Here is a 17,047-nt window from a genome sequence, read left to right as displayed (position 1 = left end):
CCCTTCGGGAGGAGGATGCCACGGCATCCGTCCTCCCGAGGCGCAGTTCTCCTCCCGAGGCGCACCTGATGCCGCGGCCCGAGGCGCAGCTGACGTTGAGGCCGAGCCCCGGCGTCAGGCGAGCAGCTCGCCCGTCAGCTCCTCGATGCGGCGGCGGATCTCATCGCGGATCGGTCGCACGGAGTCGATGCCCTGGCCGGCCGGGTCGTCGAGCTTCCAGTCCTCGTAGCGCTTGCCGGGGAAGAACGGGCAGGCGTCGCCGCATCCCATCGTGATGACGACATCGGATGCCTGCACGGCCTCGGTCGTGAGCACCTTGGGCTGCTCGGCGGTGATGTCGATGCCGAGCTCGCCCATCGCCTCGACTGCGATCGGGTTGATCTGGTCGGCGGGCATGGAGCCGGCCGAGCGCACTTCGATGCGGTCTCCGGCGATGTCGCGGAGGAAGCCCGCGGCCATCTGCGAGCGGCCCGCATTGTGCACGCACACGAAGAGGACGGAGGGCTTGGTGGTGGTCGTCATGATGTCTCCAGGGTAAGCGAGCGCGCGGGTTCGGGCGACGTCGACGGAATCCTGCCGATCTGGAGCACGCTCGGTGCAGCGCAGCAGCTTCCGGCATCCGCTTCACCGAAGTCGCCCGATCCGCCGCAGACGCCGGTGTCGGGGAGCGTGAGGTCTTTGCGCGCTGCGGCCTCATGATCTCCGGCCAGGTGTGCGGCGACGCTGCGCACCTGCTCGTACCCCGTCAGCGCGAGGAATGTCGGCGCGCGGCCATACGACTTCGCACCGACGATGAAGAGCCCGGGCTCTGGCTGCGCGAGCTCGCGTGCGCCGGTCGCCGACACCGAGCCGCACGAGTGGATGTTCGGGTCGATCTGTGCGGCAATGCCGGCGACGGCCTCGAGAGAGGAGTCGAGGTCGGTGCGCAGCTCCCGCAGGATGCCGGTGTCCGGCCGGAACCCGGTGAGCGCGAACACCCGTCCGACAGCCGCCACCTCGCGGCCGTCCTCAGCGACGATCGTCATGCCGTCGCCCCCCGCGCGGAACTCCGCGACGCGGAATCCCGTGACCAGCTCGACCACGCCCGCGTCGATGACCTTGCGTGCGCGGGAGCCCAGTGCGGCGCGCTCCGGCAGCTCGTCGCCGGTGCCGCCACCGAAGACGTTCGCGGCGCTGCCGCGGCGCAGCAGCCAGGTCACGCGGGTTCCCGGCGCCCGGCGAGCGAGCTCACTCAGGCGCAGCACTGCATGGGTGGCGGAATGTCCCGCCCCCACGACGACGACGTGCTCGCCGGCGAGCTCTGACACGTCGTCCGGGATGCGATACGAGATGAGGTCGGATGCCGCCCTCTCGCCGACCGCGGGGAAGCCGTCGGCGCCTGCCGGATTCGGCGTGCCCCACGTGCCGCTCGCATCGACGACGGCACGGGCGAGGATGCGGGACTCGATTCCGTCGACGTCGACGGTGTGCACGACGAACGGCGAACTCTTGCGCCCTGCGTCGACGACCTTGTCGCGCCCCTGGCGGGCGACTCCTGTGACGGTCGTCGCGTAGCGGATGCGGCCTCCCAGGGCACCCGCGAGCGGCGCCAGGTAGCCGCTCACCCACTCCGCCCCGGTCGGGTAGCCCGACGCCGGAGCGCTCCACCCCGTCGGCTCGAGCAGGCGACGCGCGGCGTCGTCGGTCAGCTCCGGCCATGCCGAGAACAGGCGCACGTGGCCCCACTCGGAGACGGCGCTCGCAGGCTCGCGTCCCCGTTCGACGACCACGACGTCTTCTCTGCGCTCGACCAGATGTGCTGCTGCGGCAAGGCCCTGCGGCCCCGCTCCGATCACGACGACGGGCAGTTCAGACATCGCACCTCCTCAGATTGAAAATCATCAATATGAGAAGCGTCGCGCACGTATCGAAGAATGTCAATGCGTGCGAGGATGGTCGCATGACGCTTCCGGTGACCATCCAGCAGACTTCGTGCTGCGCGCCGGGTGCTGCAGCCGCCCTGCCCGTCGCCGAGGCCGAGCGCATCGCGCACCTGTTCAAAGCGCTCGGAGACCCGACGCGCATCCGCCTGCTGTCACTCATCTCGTCGGCAGAGGGCGGCGAAGCCTGCATCTGCGATCTCACCGATCCGGTCGGCCTGTCGCAGGGCACCGTCTCGCACCACATGAAGCTCCTGTCCGATGCCGGCCTCGTCACTCGCGAGCAGCGCGGCAAGTGGGCGTACTTCTCCCTCGCCGATGGCGCGCTCGACGCGGCGGGCGAGGCGCTGCGACAGGTCTGATTCGCTCAGGCGCTCCGCGGTAGGCTGGCTCTGTGGCCCTTCTCTCGATCGCAGGCTCGACGCGCGCTCCGCATGAGCTGCGTTCGGCGACCCCGATGAGGAAGTCGATGCGGGTCGTCATGCACCCGGGCACGAACGGCTGGACCAGCGTCTGGGGCACACTCTCGCACGGTGAGATCGCGGGCTGCCCGCCGCCACGCGACTAGATCACGCCTCGATGGGGTGTGGTCTTCCGCGCCGTTCACCCCTTCTCCCGCGTGAGGTCTCTTCGTGTCCATTTCTTCCACCCGTTCCCGCTTCCGTCTGGCTCCGCATGAGCTGTGGCGTGGCATCCGCAACAACGCCCGCAGCGACGTCCTCGGTGGCTCGCTCCTGCTCGCCGCCACCGTCGCTGCGCTGATCCTCGCCAACACCTCCGCGGTGTCGTGGTACGAGTCCGTGCGCGACTTCACCTTCGGCATCCCCGAACTGCACCTCGACCTCAGCGTCGGCGCCTGGGCGGCCGATGGGCTGCTGGCGATCTTCTTCTTCGTCGTCGGTCTCGAGCTGAAGGAGGAGTTCGTCACCGGCCGCCTGCGCGACCCGCGTCAGGCAGCCCTGCCGATCGCCGCGGCCGTCGGCGGGGTGATCGTCCCGGCGGTCATCTTCGCCGTGATCAACGCCGGCGACGGTGACGCCCTGCGCGGCTGGGCGATCCCGACCGCGACGGACATCGCCTTCGCCGTGGCCGTGATCGCCGTGGTCGGCAAGTTCCTGCCGCCTGCGCTGCGCGTCTTCCTGCTGACGCTCGCGATCATCGACGATCTGATCGCGATCACGATCATCGCGACGTTCTACACCGACACGATCAGCTTCCCGTGGCTCACGCTCGCGCTGCTTCCGCTCGCCGGATTCGCCTTCCTCGTGCAGAAGGGCGTCCGTGCGTGGTGGATCCTCCTGCCCCTCGCGGTAGCGGTCTGGGTCTGCATCCACGCCGCAGGAATCCACGCGACCGTCGCCGGTGTGCTGCTGGGCTTCGTCGTGCCCGTGGTGCCCACCGAGCGCGCACGCGTGCACCGCGGCGAGGATGCCGACGGCGAGCCGATCTACGACGGCCTGGCCCCTCACTTCGCCGATCGGTGGGGCGTCGTGGCGACGCTGTTCGCGGTGCCGGTCTTCGCGTTCTTCGCCGCCGGAGTCACCATCGGCGGGGTCGAAGGACTGCGATCGGCACTCACCGACCCGATCGCGATCGGAATCATCGTCGGACTCGTCCTGGGCAAGCCGATCGGCATTCTCGCGACCACCTTCCTGCTCAGTCGCGTGCCGGCGCTGCGTCTCGACGAGACGCTGCGCTGGCCCGACCTGACGGGCATGGTCTTCATCGCGGGAATCGGATTCACCGTCTCGCTGCTCGTCGCCGAGTTCGCCTACAGGTCGAGCTCGGTCGCCGACGAGCACGTCACGATCGGCGTCCTGCTCGGGTCGCTCAGCGCAGCGGTCGTCGGCGGCGGCATCCTCGCCCAGCGGCATGCCGTGGCACGACGGACGCGACTCGAGGTCTGACCAGACAGGGGCTCGCAAAAGGTACAGGGGCGCCGCGACCCCCGGCGAGATCGGTGTCGGGCAGTGTCGGCCGGCGGCTGAATCCGCTCAGCCGCGGCGCGAGCGCTGCTCGCCCTGCACCGGGATCGGGCCGGTGACGCTCAGCTCGTCCTCCCAGCACTGGATGCCGGTGACCTCGGGCATGCGCGCCCGGGTGAAGACGGGGTCGAGTCCTGCACGGCGCTGATCGGAGTAGTCGCGCAGCAGCTTGAACGCGATGCCCGACAGCAGTGCGATGGCGACGAGGTTGACGACCGCCATCAGCCCCATGATGCCGTCGGCCGTGTTCCAGATGATGTCCGCCGAGGCGATCGAGCCGAGGAAGATGATCGCGACCACGAGCACGCGGTAGGCGGTGAGGACCGAGGGCTTGCTGCTGATGAACTCGATGTTCGATTCGCCGTAGTAGTAGTTGCCGAGGATCGAGCTGAACGCCAGCAGGAAGATGATGATGCTCAGGAGCACGTTCGACCACTCGCCGAGGTTGCCGACGATCGCGTTCTGAGTGAGGCCGATCCCCCGGGTCGCGTTCGCGAGGTCCGGCGTCGAGACGAGGATGATGAACGCGGTGATCGAGCACACGAGGAACGTGTCGAAGTAGACGCCGAGCGTCTGCACGAGCCCCTGCTTCACCGGGTGCGTCACGGCCGCGCTGGCTCCGGCATTCGGGGCGGAACCGAGTCCGGCCTCATTCGAGAACATGCCGCGCTTGACGCCCGTCATGATGATGGTTCCGAGCGCGGCGCCGACGACCTCGTTGAATCCGAACGCCTGGGTGTAGATCGAGGCGAAGACCTCGGGGAGGCGCTCGAAGTTCATGCCGACGATCACGAGGCCGAGCAGCAGGTAGCCCAGTGCCATCGCCGGAACGACAGCCTGAGTGACGCTGGCGATGCGACGGATGCCGCCGAAGACGACGAGGGCGGTGAGCACCGCGAGCACAGCGCCGATGACCCACGGGATCCACCCGATCTCGCCGCCGAAGCTCGATGAGATGGTCGCACTGATCGTGTTCGCCTGCAGGGAGCTGAACGCGAACGGGAAGCAGATGATCAGGATCACTGCGAACAGGATGCCCATCCAGCGGGCCTTGAGGCCGTGCTGCATGTAATACGCGGGACCGCCGCGGAAGCCGTCCTTGTCACGCACCTTGAACGCCTGGCCGAGCGTCGACTCGATGAAGCTCGATGCGCCGCCGATGAACGCCATGGACCACATCCAGAAGATCGCGCCCGGTCCGCCGATGGCGATCGCGGTGCCCACGCCTGCGATGTTGCCCACGCCGACGCGAGACGCCGCTGAGATGGTGAACGCCTGGAACGCCGAGACGGACTGCGGCTCGCCGTTCTCCTTGCGCGGGGTGCGATCGGTGAGAGTGCGGAACATCTCGGGGATCATCCGGAACTGGACGACACCTGACCTGGCGGTGAAGTAGAGGCCGAGGACCACGAGGATCGGCAGCACCACCCACGTCCAGAGTCCGTCGCCGGCGGAGAGCACGAAGTCGTTGAGCGCGTCCATTGCATCAGTATGGCGGGATGCTGCAGGGCGCTGGGATATTTCGGTGCTAGACCAGTCGCGCGGTCGTCCCGCGGACGTTCAGTTCGTAGGGGAGCTCTGCGGGTATTCCCGTGGACTCTCCGTCGGCGAGCTTGGCGAGCACGGCATCCGCTGCACGTTCACCCTGGCCGAGAGGGAACTGGTCGACGGTGCTGAGGCGGAAGAACTCGCCGAGCTCATGGCCGTCGATGCCGACGATCGAGAGGTCGTCCGGCACGGCGAAGCCGAGGTCGCGGGCGGCGAGGATCGCACCGATCGCCATCTCATCGGATGCCGCGAACACGGCGGTGGGCCGGGGCCCCGGGCGTCCGAGCAGCTGCTTCGCCGCTCGGTACCCGCCCTCGACGGTGAAGTCGGCGGGTTCGAGGAAGGCGGGGTTCAGGGGGATGCCGGCCTTCGCCAGTGCCTTCTCGAACCCGAGGCGACGATTCGTCGGGATGTGGAAGTCGATGTCGAACTCGGGGTTCGCGCCGATGTGGGCGATGTCGTGATGCCCGAGACCGATCAGGTGCTCGGTGGCGAGCTGTGCGACGGCGACGTCATCGACGGTGAGGGTGTCGAGCTTGGGGTTCGGGCCGCCGATCGCGATCACCGGCAGGCCGAGGTCGAGCAGGTGCTGCGTCTCGTCGGCGTCGAGCTCGATCGACACCGCGATCACGGCGTCGACCCGCTGCCGCCGCAGGAAGGTGTCGAACACGTGGCGGCGCACGTCCTTGTCGGCGGTGATGTTGTAGAGGGTGATGTCGTAACCCTCGCGCATCAGCGCGGACGACACCCCCGACAGCACCGTGCTGAAGAACCAGCGGTCGAGAAAGGGCACCACCACGCCGATGTTGCGGGTGCGACCCGAGGCCAGGCTCGAGGCGCGAGACGACACCACGTAGCCGAGCGCCGAGGCCGCCTCCTGCACGCGCTGGCGGGCCGACTCGGACACGTGGCCCCGGCCGCTCAGTGCGCGCGAGACCGTCGCGGTCGAGACGCCGGCGAGCCGGGCGACCTCATCGATGCTCGCCATGGGAATCCTCTCTGAACCGTTCCGGTCGCAGTTCGTGCCGTCGGCTGGTGCCGTGGGCGGCGCGAACTGCGACCGGAGCGTGATGCGAAGTTACGCCGTGGTGTACCAGACAGCCGTGTCGACCGGCACAGCGCCGCCGTCGAACAGCTGGCTCTGCAGGATCACGAAAGCGCCGGCGGGCAGCGGGATCGGCTCGGTGCCCAGGTTGGCGAGCACGTGCACGTCACCGCGGCGGAATGCCACCGCATCCGCTCCTGCGTCTTCCCACACCAGCGAGCCGCTGCCGAAGCCGTACTCGCGGCGTCCGGCGAGCAGGCGCTTGTAGAGCGCGAGCGTCGAGGCCGGGTCGACCTCTTCGACATCGCGCGAGTACGACGCCCAGTCGGCCGGCTGTGGCAGCCACGACGCACCGGTCTCGTTGAAGCCGAACGCCGGAGCATCCGCCTCCCACGGCAGCGGCACGCGGCATCCGTCTCGTCCGTAGCGCTCGCCGTTGGTGCGGAACCACGTCGGGTCCTGACGGAACGCGTCGGGGATCTCCATCGCCTCCGGCAGACCGAGCTCCTCGCCCTGGTACAGGTAGGCCGACCCGGGAAGTGCGAGCATCACGGTCGTCGCCGCGCGGGCGCGGGCGAGGCCGATGGCGGTGTCGGGCTTGTGCGGGGTGTTCGGGCCGATGCCCTCACCCTGCGGGTTCTCGGCGGTGAGCGCGAGACGCGAGGCGTGGCGCACGACGTCGTGGTTCGACAGGACCCAGGTGCTCGGAGCGCCGACCGCGCCGAACGCGTCGAGGGATTCGCGGATCACGTCGCCGAGGGCCTTCGCGTCCCACTCGGTCATCAGGTACGGGAAGTTGAACGTCTGGTGCATCTCGTCGGGGCGCACCCACAGAGCGGTCTGCTTCAGCGTCGGCATCCAGGCCTCGCCGCACAGTGCGCGGTCGCCGTCGTACTCGGCGAGCACCTTGTGCCAGTCGCGGTAGATGTCGTGCACGCCGTCCTGACCCCAGTACGGCACGTTCGCCTCGCCGCCGCCCATCGAGTCGGCGTCGGCCGGCGGGGTGTAGTCGGGCAGGCCCTCGGCCTTGATCATGCCGTGAGCCACGTCGACGCGGAAGCCGTCGACGCCGCGGTCGAGCCAGAACCGCAGGATCGAGCGGAACTCCTCGCGCACCTCTTCGTTGTTCCAGTCGAAGTCGGGCTGCGTCGGGTCGAAGATGTGCAGGTACCACTGGCCCGGCGTGCCGTCGGCCTCGGTGACGCGCTCCCACATGCCGCCGCCGAAGACGGACTCCCAGTTGTTCGGGGGGAGTTCGCCGTTCTTGCCCTTGCCGTCGCGGAAGATGTACCGCGCGCGCTCGGGGCTGCCGGGGGCTGCCTTCAGCGCCTCCTGGAACCAGGCGTGCTGAGCGGACGAGTGGTTCGGGACCAGATCGACGACCACGCGGATGCCGCGGGTGTGCGCCGCGTTGAGCATGGTGTCGAAGTCGTCGAGCGTGCCGAAGAGCGGGTCGACGTCGCGGTAGTCGGCCACGTCATAACCTGCGTCGCGCTGCGGGCTCGTCATGAACGGGCTCAGCCAGATCGCGTCGACGCCGAGCTCCTTCAGGGAGTCGAGCCGGCTGGTGATGCCGGGCAGGTCGCCGATGCCGTCGCCAGAGGCGTCGGCGAACGAACGGGGGTAGATCTGGTAGATGACCGCGGTGCGCCACCACTCGGAACCGGGGGCTGCGATCTGCTCAAGCTGTGCCATGGCATCAGGTTAGTGCAAACGCTTGCAGGTCTGCCACCATTGCGATCGAATCGATTCGGGCGAGCAGTATTCCGCGGCGTTCCGCAGCGACTTGCAGCCCGGGAGTATGCTTCGGGCATCCGACGACTGGAGGCTGTCATGGTTCCCGAGATCAACTACTGGGCCGTTCTGCTCGCGACCGCTTCGAGCATGATCGTCGGCACGATCTGGTACTCCCCGAAGGTGTTCGGCACGCGCTGGTCGAAACTCGCGAACGTCGACATGGACCGGCCGGGTTCGAGCGCGACGATGGCGATCATCACCACCGTGTTCGTGAGCTTCGCGACGGCGTGGGTGCTGGCCGGAGCATCCGCCATCGCCTGGCACTTCTACGACGGGTCGTTCTTCTGGGCCGCGGTCGTGACGGGTGTGCTGCTGTGGGCCGGGTTCACCGCAGCCCGGTTCATCACGCACGATGCGTTCGAGGGGCGCCCGACCGCGCTGACCACCATGAACATCGCTCACGAGCTCGTCACGATCGTGGTCATGGCGCTGATCATCGGGGTCTGGCCGCCGGCGCTCGGCTAGCTCGTCGCGGGTCGCGCTGGGGCTCGCTCGTCCTCGCGGGTCTCGCGGGTCTCGCGGGTCTCACGGGTCGCGCTGGGGATCGCGTGGCACGCGGGGTCGACACGCCGGATGCGCCGAAAGTCTAGACCTTTGCTCCTTCCGCCGTTACTTCCTGGTATGCCAGCATTTTGGGTAGTGGCCTCCTGGTCGCCAGCGGACCGCGTTCTCGGGCCGCGGTTCCGACCGAGGGGGTCTTGATGTCCGGTTCGTCGCGTCGATCGGCTCCATGGATGATCGCCGCCGCGCTCATCGCTGCAGCGCTGGTCGCGGGCGCGACGACCGCAGCCTCCGGTGATGGCCCCGCCGACGACCCCACGGCCGCGCCCGACCCCAGCCTGTCGGTCGCACTGGCCTACGAGTTCCTCGATGCCCGCGTCGACGAGTTCTGCGATGGCGCCGGGCACTGCCTCCCTCGCAGCTACCAGGGAGGGTTCTTCACCGACCTGCCGACATGGGACTTCACGCCCTCCTTCGTCTACGACGACGCACTCGTGGTGATCGCGTACACGGCCCGCGGGCTGCCGGACGACATCCGTCGCGCGCAGACCGTCGGCGACACCCTGCTCTTCGTGCAGGAGAACGACCCGATCGGCGACGGACGCGTCCGCACGTCGTACGAGCCGCACGGCATCCGGCAGGGACGCGTCGAGATCACCGGCCCCGGCACGTTCACGGGCAACCAGGCATGGACGGGAATGGCGCTGGCGCGTCTCTTCCACGCGACCGGGGAGCAGAAGTACCTCGATGGGGCGTTGCAGATCGCCGAATGGATCCAGACCAACACCGCCGACATGGTGCGGGCGCCCTTCGGCTACACCGGGGGCCAGCTCGAGAACGGCTCGTCGCTGGAATGGAAGTCCACCGAGCACAACAGCGACATCGCCGGCTTCTTCACGCAGCTCGCCCAGCTCACCGGTGACTCCGTGTGGGCCGATCGGGCTGCCGTCGCCGCGACCTTTGTGACGGCGATGCAGAGTGCCGACGGTCACGTCGACACGGGCACGCTGCTGGACGGCTCCACGGTCAACACCCGCCCGATACCGCTCGACGCGCAGACATGGAGCTCGATCGCCACCGGCGACCCGCGCTACGACGTCGCGCTGGACTGGACGCTCGCCAACCTGATCGCCACCGACGGGCAGTACCAGGGGGCATCGATCAGCGACGCCGACGTGTCGAAGGTGTGGTTCGAGGGGTCAGGCCACCTGGCGCTCGCGCTCACCCTGCGCGATGCCGTCGGCGACGCCGACCGGGTGGAGTCGCTGCTGAACAGCATCCGCCTTGCCCAGCGCGATGCGCCCAACGGCGATGGCAAGGGGATCGTCGCGACGTCGACCGATGGCCTCGACTCGGGCTTCGGCGACCTCTACTACGCCAGCCTGCACACCGGTGCGACGGCGTGGTACCTGCTCGCGGCCGCCGGCGACAACCCGTTCAGCCTCCCCGCCGACTGACCGGAGGCGCGGACTTCCGCCGGCTCGGTTGCGTGGTCGATTTCGCGCCCCTCGGCTCGATGCGGGGTCGATATCGCATCCGATTGGGGCGTTTCCGGTGCGGAAGTGACCCCGGCTGCGGGCAGGGGTGCGGAAGTGACCCCGGCTGCGTGCGGGGGTGCGCCGCGGGCGGTGCTTACGCGGCGACGCGGGCGACCGCGGCGACCGCGCTCGTGAAGAAGTCGAGTCCGTCGAGGCCCGAGCGCATGGCGGCCGAGGTGTCGGGGCCGAAGCCGGCCTCGGTGGCGTGCTCGGGGTGCGGCATGAGCCCCACGACGTTGCCCGCCTCGTTGGTGAGTCCGGCGATGTCGCGCAGCGAACCGTTGGGGTTGACGCCCGCATAGCGGAACGCCACGAGGCCCTCGCCCTCGAGACGGTCGAGCGTCTCTTCGTCGGCGATGTAGCCGCCGTCGGCGTTCTTCAGGGGGATCGTGATCTCCTGGCCGGTGCGGAACCGGTTGGTCCAGGCCGTGTCGGAGTTCTCGACGATGAGCTTCTGATCGCGACGCACGAAGTGCTGGTGGTCGTTGCGGATCAGTCCGCCGGGCAGCAGGTGCGCCTCGACGAGCATCTGGAACCCGTTGCAGATGCCGAGGATCGGCATGCCCTTGGCGGCCGCGTCCTTGACCTCGCTCATGATCGGCGACAGCGCGGCGATCGCTCCCGCGCGCAGGTAGTCGCCGTAGCTGAAGCCACCCGGCAGCACGAGGGCGTCGACGCCCTCGAGGTCATGCGACCCGTGCCAGAGGGCGACGGGCTCGGCACCGGCGATGCGGACGGCGCGCTGCGCGTCGCGGTCGTCGAGCGAGCCCGGGAAGGTGATGACGCCGATGCGCGTGGTCACTCGGCGACCTCGATGCCCACGACGTCTTCGATCACGGAGTTGGAGAGCACCTCGTCGGCGATGCGACGGGCCTCGGCGAGGATCTCGTCGGTGACCTCGCCCTCGACGGTGAGCTCGAAGCGCTTGCCGATGCGGACATCGGTGAAGCCCTCGACGCCCAGGCGGGAGAATGCGCCGGAGACTGCCTTCCCCTGCGGGTCGAGCAGTTCGGGCTTGGGCATGACGTCGACGACGATGGTGGGCATGAACGGCTCCGGAAGTCGCGGGCGGACGGGCGCGACCAGTCTACCGGCTCGAGACCCGCTCGATTCGCGTGGTGACGAGGCTCAGGCGTGGAAGACGGTGTGCAGGTCGCCGATGGCCTCGCGGCCGCCCAGGCCGTCGATCTCGAACAGCACCGAGATGCCGACGACGTGGCTGCCGAGGCGCTCCACGAGCTCGCGTCCGGCGGCGAGCGTGCCGCCCGTGGCGAGCACGTCGTCGATCAGCAGCACGCGTGACCCGGCGGGCAGGTCGTCGTGCATCTCGATAGTCGCGGTGCCGTATTCGAGGGCGTAGTCGACGGATGCCGCGGGGCGGGGCAGCTTGCCGGCCTTGCGGATCGGGATGAGTCCCACGCCTGCGGCGATCGCGGCGGCTCCGGCGAGGATGAAGCCTCGCGCCTCGATGCCCGCGACCACGTCGAACTGCCCCGCGAACGGCGCGATGATCGCGTCGGTCGTGGCCTGAAGCGCTTCGGCGTCGGCGAGCAGCGGCGTGATGTCGCGGAAGATGATCCCCGCCTCGGGGTAGTCCGGGATGCTGCGGATCAGTGATTCGGCGCGGACGAGGGAGGGGGAGAGTTCGGTGTCGGGCACCGGTCAAGGGTACGCCAACGCGAGGGCTTGACTTCGTGGGAGCGCTCCCATAGAGTCTCTTTTCAATGCGTGGGAGCGCTCCCACAGGGATCCCCGCGCATCGCCCCGAAGCACCACCAGCACCACCACCGCACGACCCACCACAAAGGAGTGAACTGTGAACACACGTGCCCGCAAGCGGATCCTGACGACAGCAGCCGTCGCATCCGTCTCCGCCCTGGCCCTCGCCGGCTGCGCCTCTTCCGACTCGGGAGACAGCGCCACCGGCGACGAGAAGGTCACGCTGACCGTCACCACGTTCGGCACCTTCGGATACGACGACCTCTACGACGAGTACGAGAAGGCGAACCCGAACGTCACGATCGAGGCGACCAACATCGACACCGGTGGCAACGCCCGCACCGACGCGTTCACGAAGATCGCCGCAGGCTCGGGTCTCAGCGACGTCGTCGCGATCGAAGAGGGCTGGCTCGGCGCCATCATGGACGTCTCAGACACCTTCGTCGACCTGCGTGACTACGGCATCGAAGACCGCAAGGCCGACTGGGTCGACTGGAAGTACGGACAGGCCACGGATGCCGAGGGCCGCGTGATCGGCTACGGCACCGACATCGGCCCGAGCGGCATCTGCTACAACGGCGCAGCCTTCGAGGCGGCCGGACTCCCGAGCGACCGCGAGTCGGTGGCCGAGCTGCTGAACGGCGATTGGGAGAACTACTTCGCGGTCGGCGCCGAGTACACGGCGAAGACCGGCAAGGCCTGGTACGACCACTCCGGCTTCGTCTGGAACGCCATGGTCAACCAGCTCGACGAGGGGTACTACACCTCCGACGGCGAGCTGAACGTCGAGGACAACGCCGAGCTCAAGGAGCGCTTCGAACTGCTCGGCACCGCGACCGAGGGTGGCCAGTCCGCCGCCCAGACCGCGTGGGACTGGAACGGCGGCAAGTCGTTCGTCGACGGCACCTTCGCCACGTTCGTCTGCCCCGGATGGATGCTCGGAGTCGTGCAGGGCCAGGTCGAGGCCGGCGGCGGCGACGCTGCGACCGGCTGGGACTTCGCGGACGTGTTCCCGGGTGGCGCAGCCAACTGGGGTGGCGCCTTCCTGTCGATCCCGGAGAGCTCCGAGCACAAGGAAGCCGCCGCTGAGCTTGCCGACTGGCTGACGCAGCCCGAGCAGCAGGTCAAGCAGTCCGCAGCCGCGGGCAACTTCCCCTCCACCGTCGAGGCGCAGGAGACGCTCTCTGCGGAGGCGACGCCGAACGCGTTCTTCAACGACGCGCCCACCGGCGCCATCCTCGCCGAGCGCGCGAAGGGCGTCGTGGCGCAGTTCAAGGGCGCCGATGACTCGGTGATCCAGGAGAACGTCTTCGGTCCGGCCCTCAGCGGCCTCGACCGCGGCGAGACCGACACCCAGGGCGCCTGGGATGCCGCGGTCAAGCTCCTGAACGAGCTGGTCGACTGACCCGAGACCTCTCCGGTCGTTGAGCGAAAAGGGGCTCACCGTGTTTCGTCTCGGTGCTTCGCTCCTCGCTCAACGACCGGGGGTGGCCTCCGCATCCGGTCGTTGAGCGAAGACGACGAAGTCGCCTGAGACGAACGCGTCACCCGAAGAAGGAACCCTCATGACTCTCACAGTGGAACGCCGCGAGACGGCATCCGAACTGCCGAAGACGGATGCCGCCGGCCGGCGTCCCTGGCGGCACCGCCTCTCGCGGTTCGACCAGAACGCCTCCCCGTACTTCTACATCTCGCCGTTCTTCCTGCTGTTCGGGTTGGTCGGACTCTTCCCGCTGCTCTACACGGTGTGGGTGGCCGTGCACGAGTGGGACCTGCTCAAGGGGCAGGGCGAGTTCATCGGCGCCGGGAACTTCGTCGAGATCCTCGGCGACGCGATGTTCTGGAACTCGATCTTCAACACCCTGAGCATCTTCCTGCTGTCCGCCATTCCGCAGCTCGCGGTGGCTCTGGTGATCGCCTACCTGCTCGACCGCGGCCTCCGCGCCCCGACGTTCTGGCGCATGAGCATCCTCATCCCGTTCGTGGTCACGCCGGTCGCGGTCGCCATCATCTTCTCGAGCATCTTCAACGAGGCCGACGGTCTCGCCAACAACCTGCTCAACCTGATCGGCATCGCCGATCAGGAGTGGAAGCACGACACCGCGCTCTCGCACCTGGCGATCGCCGTGATGGTGAACTTCCGCTGGACCGGCTACAACGCCCTCATCCTGCTCGCCGCGATGCAGGCGGTGCCGCGAGACCTCTACGAGTCTGCCGCCATCGACGGCGCAGGAGCTGCCCGTCGCTTCTTCTCGATCACGATCCCCACGATCCGGCCGACGCTGATCTTCGTGATCATCACCGCCACGATCGGCGGTCTGCAGATCTTCGCCGAGCCGCGTCTGTTCGACGTCTCGACCGCGGGCGGCATCGGCGGCAGCGACCGGCAGTTCCAGACGACCGTGCTGTTCCTCTGGGAGCTCGCCTTCTTCCGTCGAGACCTCGGCGAAGCATCCGCCGTGGCGATCCTGCTGTTCCTGCTCATCGTCGGCATCGGAGTGATCAACTTCCTCATCTCGAGGCGGATCTCGACCGGAGACGCTCCGAAGAACCGCGCCGCACGCCGGCGCGCACGCACCGCCGCGGCCGCGGCTGCGACGGCCGCCGCTGCCGGCACGACGATCGCCACCACGACAGAGGAGAACGCGCGATGACCGCCACCCAGGCGCTGAGCGTCCCCGAGAAGATCCGCCGACGGCGAGGCGCCGTCGGCGGAAACGCCGGAATCGGCAGCCGTCCCGGCTTCCTCACCTACGGCCTGCTCGCCGCATTCATCATCGGCAGCGTGTACCCGCTGTGGTGGTCGGTCGTCGTGGCGAGCGGCACCAACTCGACGCGCGGCGAGACACTGCCGTTGATCCCCGGTGGCAACTTCTTCGCGAACGCTGCCAAGGTCTTCGATGCGATCCCGTTCTGGCTGGCGCTGGGAAACTCCTTCCTCATCTCCGGCATCATCACGATTTCGGTCGTGACGTTCTCGACCCTCGCCGGATACGCGTTCGCCAAGCTGCGCTTCAAGGGCCGCGACGGGCTGATGATCTTCGTGATCGCGACCATGGCGATCCCGACGCAGCTCGGCATCATCCCGCTCTTCATGCTGATGCGCGAGCTCGGCTGGACCGGGTCGATCGGCGCGGTCATCGTGCCGACCCTGGTCACGGCCTTCGGCGTCTTCTTCATGCGTCAGTATCTGGTCGACGTGATCCCCGACGAGCTGATCGAGGCGGCCCGCATGGACGGCGCCAACCAGTTCCGCACGTTCCTCACCGTCGGCCTCCCGGCGGCTCGGCCCGCCATGGCGATCCTCGGCCTGTTCACCTTCATGACCGCGTGGACCGACTACCTGTGGCCGTTGATCGTGCTCTCCCCGCAGAACCCGACTCTGCAGACGGCGCTCAGCCAGCTGCAGTCCGGCTACTACATCGACTACTCGATCGTGCTCGCCGGCGCGGTGCTCGCGACCCTTCCGCTGCTCATCCTGTTCGTCATCGCAGGGCGTCAGCTGGTCAGTGGCATCATGGCGGGCGCGGTGAAAGGATGACCCCTATGACCCGTGCTTTCCCCGAGAACTTCCTGTTCGGCGCCGCGACAGCGGCGTACCAGATCGAGGGGGCCGCTTTCGAAGACGGGCGCACCGCGTCGATCTGGGACGCCTTCAGCCGCGAACCGGGTGCGGTGATCGGCGGCGACAACGGCGACGTGGCGTGCGACCACTATCACCGCTACCCGCAGGACGTCGCGCTCATGAAGGAGCTCGGTCTGCAGACCTACCGCTTCTCGACCTCGTGGTCGCGGGTGCGTCCTGACGGCGGGGCAGTCAACGCGAAGGGCGTCGACTTCTACGAGCGCCTGGTCGACGAGCTGCTCGCGAACGACATCCTGCCGTGGCTGACCCTGTATCACTGGGACATGCCGCAGGCACTGCAGGAGACCGGCGGCTGGACCAACCGCGACACGGTCGGCCGCTTCCTCGAGTACGCGGGCACGATGCACGACGCGCTGGGCGACCGCGTGAACGTATGGACCACTCTGAACGAGCCGTGGTGCTCGTCGTTCCTCTCGTACACCGGCGGCGAGCACGCCCCCGGGCACACGAGCGTCGCCGAGGGGCTGCTCTCGGCACACCACCTGCTGCTCGCCCACGGTGAGACGGTGCGTGAGCTGCGCGGTCGGGATGCGAGCCTCAACCTCGGCATCACCCTGAACCACACGGTCGCCGACCCCGCCGACCCGGCGAAGCCCGCGGATGTGGATGCTGTTCGTCGCGTCGACGGTCAGTTCAACCGCTGGTTCCTCGACCCGATCTACCGCGGCGTGTACCCGGACGACATCATCAGGGACATCAGGGCGGTGGATGCCGACGCCGTGGCCCGGTTCGCGGATGCCGTGCACGACGGCGACCTCGAGACGATCTCGCAGCGCATCGACACGCAGGGCGTGAACTACTATCACGGCGATTTCGTGTCCGGCACGGCGCCGGCGGAGATGCCCGTCAGCGGAGGGCCGGCGACCGGGAGGGCCGCCCGCAGTCCCTATCCGTCGAGCGACGGCATCTACGCCGTCGAGCGTGGTCTGCCGCGCACCGCCCAGAACTGGGAGGTGCAGCCCGAGGGGCTGACCCGCCTGCTGCAGCGCGTGTGGACCGAGTACGCCCAGCCCGCGGGAACCGTGCTCTACATGACCGAGAACGGCGCCGCCTACGATGACGTCGCGGTCGTCGAAGACGGCGAGACGCGCGTGCACGATGCTGATCGCACCGAATTCCTGCGTCTGCATCTCGCAGCCGTGCTCGATGCGGCGGATGCCGGAGTCGATGTGCGCGGCTTCTTCTACTGGTCGATGCTCGACAACTTCGAATGGGCGTGGGGCTACGACAAGCGCTTCGGCATCGTGCGCGTCGACTACGACACTCAGGAGCGGAGTCTGAAGGACTCCGGTCGGGAGTACGCTCGCATCATCGCCGCTCGCGCTCTCTGACGCCGGGCGGCGGCAACT

At 68.4% G+C, this 17,047-nt stretch carries 17 protein-coding genes; 9 read left to right on the top strand and 8 right to left on the bottom strand.

Translation table 11 applies throughout. The features are described from left to right. Positions 1–114: 114 nt before the first annotated feature. Positions 115–522 carry an arsenate reductase ArsC gene (locus ACLKOY_RS09335; RefSeq protein WP_056510466.1) on the bottom strand — a complete coding sequence of 136 codons (408 nt, stop codon included), beginning with the start codon at positions 520–522 and terminating at the stop codon, positions 115–117. Then, positions 519–1,856, bottom strand: coding sequence for an FAD-dependent oxidoreductase (locus ACLKOY_RS09330; protein ID WP_436453376.1), 1,338 nt, complete (start codon positions 1,854–1,856; stop codon positions 519–521). Before ACLKOY_RS09330 ends, ACLKOY_RS09335 begins: the two co-directional genes overlap by 4 nt. A gap of 83 nt (positions 1,857–1,939) precedes the next feature. On the opposite strand from ACLKOY_RS09330, the gene ACLKOY_RS09325 reads away from it, so the two are divergent. The 3 genes from ACLKOY_RS09325 to nhaA all read left to right on the top strand — a co-directional run bounded on the left by ACLKOY_RS09325 (position 1,940) and on the right by nhaA (position 3,826). Then, the gene (locus ACLKOY_RS09325) at positions 1,940–2,281 is read left to right on the top strand and encodes an ArsR/SmtB family transcription factor (RefSeq protein ID WP_436453375.1); all 342 of its coding nucleotides are present in this window, start codon (positions 1,940–1,942) and stop codon (positions 2,279–2,281) included. A 32-nt stretch (positions 2,282–2,313) separates the two neighbouring features. Beyond that, the gene (locus tag ACLKOY_RS09320) at positions 2,314–2,487 is read left to right on the top strand and encodes a hypothetical protein (RefSeq protein ID WP_164481681.1); all 174 of its coding nucleotides are present in this window, start codon (positions 2,314–2,316) and stop codon (positions 2,485–2,487) included. A 64-nt stretch (positions 2,488–2,551) separates the two neighbouring features. Further along, on the top strand, positions 2,552–3,826 hold the full coding sequence (nhaA, locus tag ACLKOY_RS09315) for a Na+/H+ antiporter NhaA (protein WP_436453374.1): 1,275 nt from the start codon (positions 2,552–2,554) through the stop codon (positions 3,824–3,826). A gap of 87 nt (positions 3,827–3,913) precedes the next feature. On the opposite strand, the gene ACLKOY_RS09310 is transcribed toward nhaA, so the two are convergent. The 3 genes from ACLKOY_RS09310 to ACLKOY_RS09300 form a co-directional block, all read right to left on the bottom strand. Next, entirely contained in the window at positions 3,914–5,386 is a 1,473-nt protein-coding gene (locus tag ACLKOY_RS09310; RefSeq protein WP_436453373.1) for an alanine/glycine:cation symporter family protein, read from the bottom strand. 46 nt (positions 5,387–5,432) lie between these two features. Beyond that, entirely contained in the window at positions 5,433–6,440 is a 1,008-nt protein-coding gene (locus tag ACLKOY_RS09305) for a LacI family DNA-binding transcriptional regulator (protein ID WP_363572573.1), read from the bottom strand. A 90-nt stretch (positions 6,441–6,530) separates the two neighbouring features. Continuing rightward, positions 6,531–8,192: a glycoside hydrolase family 13 protein gene (locus tag ACLKOY_RS09300; RefSeq protein ID WP_436453372.1), complete on the bottom strand. Its 1,662-nt coding sequence runs from the start codon at positions 8,190–8,192 to the stop codon at positions 6,531–6,533. 138 nt (positions 8,193–8,330) lie between these two features. On the opposite strand from ACLKOY_RS09300, the gene ACLKOY_RS09295 reads away from it, so the two are divergent. Both ACLKOY_RS09295 and ACLKOY_RS09290 read left to right on the top strand, forming a co-directional pair. After that, positions 8,331–8,759 (top strand): DUF1761 domain-containing protein, encoded by a 429-nt coding sequence (locus tag ACLKOY_RS09295; RefSeq protein WP_042538072.1) that lies wholly within the window; start codon positions 8,331–8,333, stop codon positions 8,757–8,759. A gap of 269 nt (positions 8,760–9,028) precedes the next feature. Then, entirely contained in the window at positions 9,029–10,252 is a 1,224-nt protein-coding gene (locus tag ACLKOY_RS09290; RefSeq protein WP_436453371.1) for a hypothetical protein, read from the top strand. 175 nt (positions 10,253–10,427) lie between these two features. On the opposite strand, the gene purQ is transcribed toward ACLKOY_RS09290, so the two are convergent. The 3 genes from purQ to ACLKOY_RS09275 all read right to left on the bottom strand — a co-directional run bounded on the left by purQ (position 10,428) and on the right by ACLKOY_RS09275 (position 11,992). Then, complete coding sequence (purQ, locus tag ACLKOY_RS09285) at positions 10,428–11,135, bottom strand: phosphoribosylformylglycinamidine synthase subunit PurQ (protein ID WP_056375443.1); 708 nt, start codon at positions 11,133–11,135, stop codon at positions 10,428–10,430. After that, positions 11,132–11,380, bottom strand: coding sequence for a phosphoribosylformylglycinamidine synthase subunit PurS (purS, locus tag ACLKOY_RS09280; RefSeq protein ID WP_079112131.1), 249 nt, complete (start codon positions 11,378–11,380; stop codon positions 11,132–11,134). The genes purQ and purS overlap by 4 nt, the downstream gene beginning before the upstream one ends. A gap of 81 nt (positions 11,381–11,461) precedes the next feature. Further along, entirely contained in the window at positions 11,462–11,992 is a 531-nt protein-coding gene (locus ACLKOY_RS09275; RefSeq protein ID WP_436453370.1) for an adenine phosphoribosyltransferase, read from the bottom strand. A 157-nt stretch (positions 11,993–12,149) separates the two neighbouring features. Here ACLKOY_RS09275 and ACLKOY_RS09270 point away from each other — a divergent pair, with 157 nt between their 5' ends. From ACLKOY_RS09270 to ACLKOY_RS09255, 4 genes are all read left to right on the top strand, one after another. Next, entirely contained in the window at positions 12,150–13,457 is a 1,308-nt protein-coding gene (locus ACLKOY_RS09270; RefSeq protein ID WP_436453369.1) for an ABC transporter substrate-binding protein, read from the top strand. Between the two features lie 160 nt (positions 13,458–13,617). Further along, on the top strand, positions 13,618–14,706 hold the full coding sequence (locus tag ACLKOY_RS09265) for a carbohydrate ABC transporter permease (RefSeq protein ID WP_436453368.1): 1,089 nt from the start codon (positions 13,618–13,620) through the stop codon (positions 14,704–14,706). After that, entirely contained in the window at positions 14,703–15,593 is an 891-nt protein-coding gene (locus ACLKOY_RS09260; RefSeq protein WP_140035942.1) for a carbohydrate ABC transporter permease, read from the top strand. Before ACLKOY_RS09265 ends, ACLKOY_RS09260 begins: the two co-directional genes overlap by 4 nt. 5 nt (positions 15,594–15,598) lie before the next feature. Beyond that, entirely contained in the window at positions 15,599–17,029 is a 1,431-nt protein-coding gene (locus ACLKOY_RS09255; RefSeq protein WP_436453367.1) for a GH1 family beta-glucosidase, read from the top strand. The last annotated feature ends 18 nt before the right edge of the window (positions 17,030–17,047 follow it).

This window comes from Microbacterium sp. K2 (genome assembly GCF_051365005.1).
Taxonomy (GTDB): domain Bacteria; phylum Actinomycetota; class Actinomycetes; order Actinomycetales; family Microbacteriaceae; genus Microbacterium; species Microbacterium foliorum_B.
This window is presented reverse-complemented; position numbering and strand designations above follow the sequence as displayed.

Bases quoted from the DNA above. Each gene is read 5' to 3' on its own strand.
- ACLKOY_RS09260 (WP_140035942.1), top strand. From the start codon at position 14,703: ATGACCGCCACCCAGGCGCTGAGCGTCCCCGAGAAGATCCGCCGACGG.
- ACLKOY_RS09305 (WP_363572573.1), bottom strand. From the start codon at position 6,440: ATGGCGAGCATCGATGAGGTCGCCCGGCTCGCCGGCGTCTCGACCGCG.
- ACLKOY_RS09330 (WP_436453376.1), bottom strand. From the start codon at position 1,856: ATGTCTGAACTGCCCGTCGTCGTGATCGGAGCGGGGCCGCAGGGCCTT.
- ACLKOY_RS09325 (WP_436453375.1), top strand. From the start codon at position 1,940: ATGACGCTTCCGGTGACCATCCAGCAGACTTCGTGCTGCGCGCCGGGT.
- ACLKOY_RS09255 (WP_436453367.1), top strand. From the start codon at position 15,599: ATGACCCGTGCTTTCCCCGAGAACTTCCTGTTCGGCGCCGCGACAGCG.
- ACLKOY_RS09295 (WP_042538072.1), top strand. From the start codon at position 8,331: ATGGTTCCCGAGATCAACTACTGGGCCGTTCTGCTCGCGACCGCTTCG.
- purS (WP_079112131.1), bottom strand. From the start codon at position 11,380: ATGCCCACCATCGTCGTCGACGTCATGCCCAAGCCCGAACTGCTCGAC.
- ACLKOY_RS09335 (WP_056510466.1), bottom strand. From the start codon at position 522: ATGACGACCACCACCAAGCCCTCCGTCCTCTTCGTGTGCGTGCACAAT.
- ACLKOY_RS09300 (WP_436453372.1), bottom strand. From the start codon at position 8,192: ATGGCACAGCTTGAGCAGATCGCAGCCCCCGGTTCCGAGTGGTGGCGC.
- ACLKOY_RS09310 (WP_436453373.1), bottom strand. From the start codon at position 5,386: ATGGACGCGCTCAACGACTTCGTGCTCTCCGCCGGCGACGGACTCTGG.
- ACLKOY_RS09290 (WP_436453371.1), top strand. From the start codon at position 9,029: ATGATCGCCGCCGCGCTCATCGCTGCAGCGCTGGTCGCGGGCGCGACG.
- ACLKOY_RS09265 (WP_436453368.1), top strand. From the start codon at position 13,618: ATGACTCTCACAGTGGAACGCCGCGAGACGGCATCCGAACTGCCGAAG.